Annotated in this window: 8 protein-coding genes; all 8 read left to right on the forward strand. The window is 41.1% G+C overall.

Features of this window, described 5'->3' with window-relative positions; genetic code table 11:
• The first annotated feature begins 639 nt into the window (after positions 1-639).
• The 8 genes from LHW48_09005 to LHW48_09040 all read left to right on the forward strand — a co-directional run bounded on the left by LHW48_09005 (position 640) and on the right by LHW48_09040 (position 8,168).
• On the forward strand, positions 640-1,677 hold the full coding sequence (locus tag LHW48_09005) for a rod shape-determining protein (GenBank protein MCB5260588.1): 1,038 nt from the start codon (positions 640-642) through the stop codon (positions 1,675-1,677).
• A 74-nt stretch (positions 1,678-1,751) separates the two neighbouring features.
• A complete protein-coding gene (locus LHW48_09010) occupies positions 1,752-2,531 on the forward strand; it encodes a rod shape-determining protein MreC (protein ID MCB5260589.1) in 780 nt (259 codons plus the stop codon).
• On the forward strand, positions 2,512-3,192 hold the full coding sequence (locus LHW48_09015) for a hypothetical protein (protein MCB5260590.1): 681 nt from the start codon (positions 2,512-2,514) through the stop codon (positions 3,190-3,192). The genes LHW48_09010 and LHW48_09015 overlap by 20 nt, the downstream gene beginning before the upstream one ends.
• A 4-nt stretch (positions 3,193-3,196) precedes the next feature.
• Entirely contained in the window at positions 3,197-3,691 is a 495-nt protein-coding gene (gene mreD / locus LHW48_09020; GenBank protein MCB5260591.1) for a rod shape-determining protein MreD, read from the forward strand.
• Positions 3,684-5,576, forward strand: a complete 1,893-nt coding sequence (gene mrdA / locus LHW48_09025) for a penicillin-binding protein 2 (protein ID MCB5260592.1) — start codon at positions 3,684-3,686, stop codon at positions 5,574-5,576. The genes mreD and mrdA overlap by 8 nt, the downstream gene beginning before the upstream one ends.
• Positions 5,573-6,790, forward strand: coding sequence for a rod shape-determining protein RodA (locus LHW48_09030; protein ID MCB5260593.1), 1,218 nt, complete (start codon positions 5,573-5,575; stop codon positions 6,788-6,790). Before mrdA ends, LHW48_09030 begins: the two co-directional genes overlap by 4 nt.
• Positions 6,787-7,383 carry a hypothetical protein gene (locus tag LHW48_09035; GenBank protein MCB5260594.1) on the forward strand — a complete coding sequence of 199 codons (597 nt, stop codon included), beginning with the start codon at positions 6,787-6,789 and terminating at the stop codon, positions 7,381-7,383. The genes LHW48_09030 and LHW48_09035 overlap by 4 nt, the downstream gene beginning before the upstream one ends.
• A 23-nt stretch (positions 7,384-7,406) precedes the next feature.
• Positions 7,407-8,168 (forward strand): hypothetical protein, encoded by a 762-nt coding sequence (locus tag LHW48_09040; GenBank protein MCB5260595.1) that lies wholly within the window; start codon positions 7,407-7,409, stop codon positions 8,166-8,168.
• The last annotated feature ends 483 nt before the right edge of the window (positions 8,169-8,651 follow it).

Consider the following 8,651-nt stretch of genomic DNA (forward strand, 5'->3'; position numbering starts at 1 on the left):
CTTATGCTTTAGGTAAGGATTAGCTATGCTTACTCCCGAGATACTCCCTCGACATAAGATAATCTCTACTTGAATACTGGGTAAGAACAGCTTAAGGCAATAGGAGTAATACCGTTGATTAATCCCGATTGATGCCATTGGAGTTCATTTGGCTATCTCTAATCTCCAATGCAGCATTAGTTAAATAGGCCAAATGGACTTCAAGTGGCTGTCATGGTTTTATCCCGGTTATGAAGTCCAATCCCCCTCCTAACTATTAGCAATGGTGATAGATAGGGCAGGGGGATTGAACTCCATAGCCTTATCTGGGTTAATAGGAGCATGGGGTAGGTCTCATACTAAAAGGGTGGGGAGGCGATAAAAAAAGCACACAATACTGTTGTTTCGTGCATAAAATCTGCTATATATAAGGATTTAAAACGGTCTTTATATGATCCTGTATGCTCATTGCATAATATGTATTGCTGTACACGTTGGATTACACTTTTTCTACACGTTACAACTAAACTGATATCGAATATTATTACAACGTTTTTCGCTTGACAGTCTTAACGGTTATAGAAAGTGTGCAAGTATAGGTTATTTGTAACATAATATTGTAAAAGCTCTTAATTTGGCTTTACAGAAAAGAGGTAACGGATGTCTTTATTTGACTTTTTTGGCATGATGACAAACGACATAGCGATAGATTTAGGTACTGCCAATACCTTAGTATACAAAAAAAACAGTGGCGTAGTAATAGATGAGCCCTCAGTGGTAGCAGTTTCTACGGATAGCAAGAAGATCATAGCCATTGGTCAGCAAGCGAAAGTGATGTTAGGTAAAAATCCTGATGAAGTGAGGGTAATAAAACCCCTCAAAGATGGTGTAATTGCAGATTTTCAGGTAACAGAGTTGATGTTGCGTAATCTGATTATGCGGGCGCAGAAAAAACGCCTACTGGTGCGCCCCAGAGTTATTGTTTGTGTACCATCCGGCATTACTGAAGTAGAAAAGCGCGCGGTACGGGATAGTGTTTTACACGCCGGGGCCAGAGAGGTATATCTCATCTCGGAGCCAGTAGCGGCTGCCATCGGAGCTGATCTTCCCATCGATGAAGCTTGTGGTAATATGGTAATGGATATTGGCGGCGGAACCTCCGAGATTGCCGTAATCTCACTTTCGCATATTGTAGTGCACAATAGCATTCGCGTAGGTGGTGATAAAATTGATACGGATGTGATTAGCTATCTTAGAAAAAAGAATAACTTGCATGTGGGTATCCAAACCGCTGAAAGAATCAAAACCACAATTGGCAGCGCATATCCTCTTAAGCAAGAACTAACTATGGACGTAAGAGGGCGTGATATTGTTTCGGGATATCCCGTTACCATCAAAATCTCTTCTGATGAGATACGCGAAGCAATTGCCGAGACAGTTACCACAATGATTGACGCCATCAAGCGGCTTTTTGAACGCACGGCACCAGAACTATCGGCAGATATTGCGGAACGTGGCATATTTCTAACCGGTGGGGGAGCTATGTTGAAGGGCTTGGATGAAAAGATCCGCAAAACTGTCGATCTGCCCGTACATGTGGTTCCAGATCCCCTAGAATGCGTTGTTAAAGGTGCAGGTATGGTTTTAGATGATATCGATCGTTATCGCCAAGTGCTCATTAAGAAAATTGAGGATTAAGTAAGATTTGCTCAATTTTTATCCATACTATTCAGTTGTCGGATTCGTCCAAATATAAGCTCTCTTGATAAGCAATGACTATAAAGAAGTACATCATTCCTGCCATTTTGATTGTCCTTTCCATCGCTATGCTGATTGGTAATGAAGAAACACGGGCAGCAAAAGCATCTTTTTTGGGCAAAACACTGTTCTTTCCATTTGTGTCATCACTTAGAACCATTGAAAGCAATCATGCTTTAAGCAAGGATAATTTCTTGTTGCGTAGCAGATTAACCGAGAGCACGCTAAAAATACTTGCCCTGCAAAATGAGCTGAGAGAATACACCGGAGTGGCATCCATCAATTTTGATATAACTGGAAATCAATTTCAACTTGCTGAGGTAATCGGCTATTCGGGACAGTTTGAGGAACGCAGTCTGATTGTTAATAAAGGCAAAAACGATATGGTGATACCCGGTTCTGCGGTGATCGCCGGAAATGGTATCGTAGGCAAAATAATATCTGTAACCGATACATACAGCATCATTTTACCCTTTTCTAATCCCCGCTTTCAAGTTCCGGTAATGAGCCAAAATAATGGCGTTCAAGGCATACTACAATCCGATATTGCGGGAAACATCCTTATGAACATGGTAAAACTGGGTTCTGAAATTGCCGCCGGAGATACTATCGTAACTTCAAATCTCTCCAGACTATTTCCCAAAGGTTTTCCGGTTGGAACGATAATCCGTATAAGAGAATCGGCAGATAACCTGTTTCTAAGTGCTGAAATTAGCCCCTTCACATTAGTTGAAAACCTTGAACACGTGTATATTCTAAAAGAAAGGAAAAACCATGAGCAACAAACAAGCTGACATAACCATATATGGAAACACTTTCCTCCGCATTCCGGTTAAAACTCGCATCTTGACTGCTGAAGACGATATGCTGGATATTATCCGTGAATATGCGTTAGCAAAAATGCAAATCGGCGATATTCTGACCATTAGCGAAAGTCCTTTGGCAATTACACAGGGCAGAGCGATCCCTGTAGCCGACTTAAGAATTGGCATTCTCGCCCAGATACTAAGCAGATTTGTAGCCAAAGTGCCCTATGGTATTGGTTTACGCTCTCCTTCAAGTATGCAATGCGCCATCGATGAAACAGGTGTTTGTAGAATTCTTTTCGCCGCTGGAATTGGTGCCTTGGGAAAACTTCTAGGACGAAAAGGAGATTTTTACCGCATTGCCGGAATGCAAGCGGCATTAGTTGATGCTGCTAGCACATCGCCGGTGCCGCCATATAATGAAACCGTGATAAAAGGTCCCAAAGATCCTCAGCAAGTTGCCGAACACCTTGCTCAAGCAATTGGATATCCTGTGGCAATTATGGATATCAACGATATTGGTGGGAGTTGGATGATAGGAGGTGGAGGTGGAGTTAGTAAGCACTTCATCGAATCCGTAATGAAAGACAATCCCCAAGGACAAGCTGATGAGCTAACTCCGCTGTGCATCGTAAGACGTAAGGGATAGAAAGATGATCTTAAAAGGGATCTACGTGTTTTTGTGTGGACTCTTTTTCCTGTATGTACAAATCCTGCTTATGCCTGCATTGGCTATTGCGCAAGTAATCCCTCTCATTCTGCTGCCTTGGCTAATTTACACAGTGTGGCATCAAGATTGGCAAATCTCTTTGCCTATTGTATTTTTAATAGGTGTGATGTACGACATCTTGTATCCTCCACTGTTTGGAATACATTCGCTCATCTTTGTGCTTTTGGCGGTTCTCACCGATGTATTGAGAATTCCCTTCGAAACGGATAGCATGGTTGCCAAACTAATTGCTATTGGCTCAGCAAATCTTGTGTTTAGTTTGCTTTACCTATTTGCCATGGGGCTTTCACATGGTTTTAGCGCCAAGGTATACCGTCTTAGTTTAGGCGGTTTTTTATACAATCTCATATTTAGCTTGCTGATCTTTGCCTTAATGCAGTTGATAAGCAAATTGCGTATCGTAATTATACATGACTAAAGAAATCAAAGTCTATTCCATTGTTTCTGCAGTGCTGTTCACTCTGCTTGCTGCATCCCTATTTCGTTTGCAGGTTATAAAGGGGGAACATTACAAGCGAGTAGCAGAAAGCAACTTTGTCCGCATTCGACGCATCATAGCCACTCGGGGAGAAATATACGATCATAAATACCGTCCCATTGTACAAAATATCCCTGCACACAATCTCTTTCTTACTAGCGGAAAAATCCGAAACATTAAAACATTGGCACAGTTTTTGAACACCCATTTTCAAATTGAAGAAGATGAATTGCTACAGATGGTACAGCAACAACGCTTTAAAACATACGAAGAGATTCTTCTTGCAGATAATATTCCTTATGAAAAGGTTCTGAGTGTAAGTGAGGATTTGAATTACTATCCCGAATTGGTGTTTCGCATCGGATCTACTAGAAACTATATGTTTCCCAATCATTTCACGGGCTATGTAGGGCGCATAAATCAAGAGGAGTATGAACGGTTCCAAGAAGAAGATTATTCCATTAACAGCTACATTGGCAAAACAGGATTGGAGCGTTATTACGAAGTATTGTTGAGGGGTAAAGACGGCAGAGAAATAGTACAGGTCGATGCTCAAGGTCACTCTTTGGGTTTGTTTAAAGAAGAGGGATTCATCGAACCGCTTAATGGGCTATCATTGGTTTTAACCATAGACAGTGATCTGCAGAATTTTGCCTATAGGGCTTTCCCTGAGCATCTAAAAGGCGCCATCGTCGTTAGTGATGTGCGTAGTGGTGGTATTTTAGCATATGTAAGCAAGCCAGGTTACGATCCTAATCTCTTTATGCAACGGATCAGTCCGGAGATTTGGGCAGATCTCAATAACATAAACAAACCCATGCTGGATCGAGTGATTCATGCAACATACCCGCCTGGATCTGTTTTCAAGCCAATTACTGGCGGGTTTGGTCTAAACAAAGGCATAGTAGATAGAAATACCAAACTCAGTTTCTGTGATGGTGGATTTCAAGTAGGAAACCGTTATTTCCGCTGTTGGCAGCCCTCGGGTCATGGAAGAACCAATATTGTTGAAGCTCTGATGCATTCATGCGATGTGTATTTCTATGATCTCTCACTTAAACTGCCTTTGGATGAATTTAGAAGGTTTGCCTTAGAAAATCATCTCTGTACAGCAACGGGAATTGACCTGCCTAACGAAAGAAACGGATTCTTTCCAGATACTGCTTGGTATCGTAAAACCTATGGACAAAACATTGGAATTCAAGGGCACAAGGTTAATCTTTCTATCGGACAGGGAGAAATCCTCACTTCTCCCATCCAGATGTGTGCTTTCTATTCCGCTATTGCCAATAATGGCTTATGGATTCAACCTCACCTACTCAAACAAACAGTTGGCAGAGGAAGACTAACGATAGAGCAAGTTCAACCAATCCATAAGAATCGCCTTCCCTTAAACTCTGAACATCTAAAATATCTACAAGAAGGACTGTGGGCGGTATGCAATGCTCCAAATGGTACTGCTCGTAGCGTTCGGGTTCCCGGAGCTACTACATACGGTAAAACGGGTTCAGCAGAAAACTCAATGGGTAAGACAACCCATGCCTGGTTCTGTGGTTATATTGTAACCGACAAACCCGAAATTGCCGTTACTGTGTTTATGGAAAATGCTGGAGGCGGAGGAGCTATGGCTGCTCCGGTTGCACGGCAGATTTTTGACTTCTATATGGGCAATATCGAAGATATCAAACGTCCTGTAAAACTACCTACTCAGTTTCTGAATGCTGAAGAACTCGAGCTTAGTGGTGATGAAGAGCAGCCTCAGCCGGATACAAACCTCCAAACTCCAGATGCGGAATCCATTCCCGAAGAGCAGCCTCAACCATGATAAATCGTAAGAAATTTGATTTTATGCTGCTTCTATTACTGATTGTGCTAATTGCCTTGGGGTGTATCTCCATCTTTAGCGCATCTACTACTGTTATCTCCGATCAGATAAGTACCCAGTCGTTTTGGTGGCGACAGATAATCTTCGCCTTTATTGCCTTAGGCATGATCACTCTGCTGTTGAAGTTGCCTATGCCAATCTTCGATATCCTTGTTTTGCCTGCTTTTGTTTTAAATGTATTAGCCCTTGTTGTTGTTTTATTCACACCGGCAGTAAATGGCTCGCATCGCTGGTTTAGCATTGGAGGCATCAATTTCCAACCCTCCGAAAGTGCCAAATTGCTTACCATTTTAATGGTAGCTCGCTACATCTCTAAAGAGAATCTAAGTGAATATCGACAGATGCTTTACGGCTTTGGCATCGCATCAATACCTGTTCTATTGATTCTGATAGAGCCAGATTTTGGCACAACTCTGGTATTTTGGGCTGCACTTTTAGCAATGTTGATAGCTGCCGAAGTTCCGCTGTTTTATATACTATTGATCATCTCTCCGGTTATTTCTATAATTGCATCTGTTCACTGGTTGTTTATTCTATTGTGGATTGTGATATTTGTATTATTACTTATGTGGTCTCGGCTTTCTTGGGTAGCAATAACTGTTGCGAGTATAATTAATGTTTTTATTGCCCTGATTATGCCACTTTTCTGGATGGGACTAAAGGATTATCAGCAGAATCGGATTCTCACTTTTTTAGATCCTTCCCGAGATCCCTTAGGCACTGGATACCAGATTATCCAAAGCAAGATCGCCATTGGAAGCGGAGCTCTTACCGGCAAGGGCTGGCTTATGGGTACACAAAAGAATATGAATTTCCTCCCAGAGCATCATACAGATTTTATCTTCTCGGTTATTGGCGAGGAGTTCGGTTTTTTAGGCTCGCTGTTGTTATTGGTAATCTTTGCCTTGTTTTTTGGCCGAATCATCCACGATATCGCCCAGATAAAAGTAAAAGAAAGAAAAGTTGCCACTGCTGGAATTTTAGCTTATCTTATGTTTCAAAGCTTTATAAATATCGGTATGAACATTGGTTTGGTTCCCGCAACCGGAATTCCCCTACCGTTCATTAGTTATGGCGGGTCAAATCTGTTGATAAATGCTATCTCAGTGGCTGTTATATTGAAATATCTTAATGAAAGAGGTTTTATAAAATGAGGATTTGGCTTTTTCTTTTAGCAATCCTTTTCACCCTTAGTGCTTGTTTTGTTAGTTCGTCTCTGCTTTTTTCCGAAGCGGATATACAAGATAGCAAGAATCTTCTGGCAAATCCTGGTTTTGCCCCATTCTCTCTTAATCCCAACGAAGCTCTTAAAGGATGGAGTGTTCATGTTGAACCCTTCAGCGCAGATTACGATAAAATCCGCATCGATCCTAAAGAAGCTCTTCAAGGCGATACTTCTTTGATGATCTCCGCTTCCGATAAAGATATCCTGCTTATCTCTGAACCCTTCAAAGTACGGCGATACGGCGGTTATTACTCCCGAGTGATGGTAAAATCCGATAGCCCTTCTCCCCCTCAAATAACAATGCAAATGATTACTTTTAAAGATAACGGTAAGATTACAAATCGCTTCAAAGAAAGGTTCACTCCCAATAGCATCTGGAATCGTATTGCCGTTAGTGCTGGATTCTTGCGCCCAGGTGTGAGCTTTGGCAGATTATCTATTCAAATAGAGCCCTTTGCCGAAGGGTCCGTATGGATAGACGACGCCGGATGCTGGGAAGTACATGGTTTTAAGATAGATTAACCACAATAAAAAGGAGAAAACAAATGAAAAGTTACTTATGGCTTACACTTCTTATCGCTTTCTTTGCACTTTTTGTATTAAGTGCATGCGGTGACGATGACGATGGTGGCATCACAGGTATGCCGGATATCAGCGAAGAAAACTTCGATTGGGATCTCTGGTTTACTGCTGAATTGCATAACCAAGAGAAAAATAGCACAATTTACTATGTCTCGGCTTACTATCTGGGTGATTACACCGATATAGATGAGGATGATGATTACTACTTCAAAATCGGGGATTTGTTAGTAGAGCTTTGGGTAGATTACGGTGTTTATAGTGGACATGTTGAGTTAGAGCCCGGAACCGAGTATAATATCGAGTTTTACAAAAACGATCAAAAACTGAGTTCTGCAAATCTTAAAATGCCATACAACGCTATTGTAGATTTCCCAGAAACATTTAATTATAGAGAGCCCTTTACTTTCACTTGGGAATTACCGGCAAATAATAGTTATCAATGGGTCAGTATGTATGCTTATAACCCAGGTACCGACGAAGAGAGCGAAGAGGGATATAACAAAATGATCGCCAGTAGCGCTCGTAGTCATACAATCCCCGCAAATTCTTTGGAAGATTTCGGACCCCAAACTGAATACTCTCTATACTTTAGTTCAGGAGAATTCAAAGCCAGCGGACGCTATGCATTCTCTGCCGATTCAATAACTTACTGGCATTCATATTCTAATTATGTTAAATCTTTCAATAAAGAATTCCATAGAAATATCGTAAATTCTATACATTAATCATAATTCTTTAGTCAAAATCTTGGGCTGATGTTATTATCAGCCTTTTTTTTGTTATTATAATGCTTTGTATATGCAAAAAGGATGTTTAGTAATCGGAGTATGAGCTAGAATCTCATCAAACAATTAGATGGGAGAAACTGTCGCTCACCGCTCATCGTTTTAGCAAAGAATTAGGGAAGTTTTAAGCCACTATCATCATGCTTTTACAGGAGTATCCCTGCAGTAACCATAGTTTTGTTATGCTTGAAACATTAAGAAAGACTCTTGAGTAATCGGTGCATAAATTATAGCTCCATACTACTATAGGGGTGGATGGCATAGTCGTGATCTGAAAAAGCCCACCAAACTGATATCTCGTGCATAAAAATCTGCTAAATATGGATGCGCAACAGTCTCAAAGAGTGCATACCCAATCCGTCAAACCTTGTTTTCTTTCTTGCTAAACCGGTACACGGTACTTTCTGTTTGCGCAATTGTCTA

This window comes from Candidatus Cloacimonadota bacterium, from assembly GCA_020532355.1.
In the GTDB taxonomy this organism is placed as follows: Bacteria; Cloacimonadota; Cloacimonadia; order Cloacimonadales; family Cloacimonadaceae; genus UBA5456.

Coding starts and splice junctions, on each gene's coding strand:
- LHW48_09005 (MCB5260588.1), top strand. CDS start 640: ATGTCTTTATTTGACTTTTTTGGCATGATGACAAACGACATAGCGATA.
- LHW48_09040 (MCB5260595.1), top strand. CDS start 7,407: ATGAAAAGTTACTTATGGCTTACACTTCTTATCGCTTTCTTTGCACTT.
- mreD (MCB5260591.1), top strand. CDS start 3,197: ATGATCTTAAAAGGGATCTACGTGTTTTTGTGTGGACTCTTTTTCCTG.
- LHW48_09035 (MCB5260594.1), top strand. CDS start 6,787: ATGAGGATTTGGCTTTTTCTTTTAGCAATCCTTTTCACCCTTAGTGCT.
- mrdA (MCB5260592.1), top strand. CDS start 3,684: ATGACTAAAGAAATCAAAGTCTATTCCATTGTTTCTGCAGTGCTGTTC.
- LHW48_09015 (MCB5260590.1), top strand. CDS start 2,512: ATGAGCAACAAACAAGCTGACATAACCATATATGGAAACACTTTCCTC.
- LHW48_09030 (MCB5260593.1), top strand. CDS start 5,573: ATGATAAATCGTAAGAAATTTGATTTTATGCTGCTTCTATTACTGATT.
- LHW48_09010 (MCB5260589.1), top strand. CDS start 1,752: ATGACTATAAAGAAGTACATCATTCCTGCCATTTTGATTGTCCTTTCC.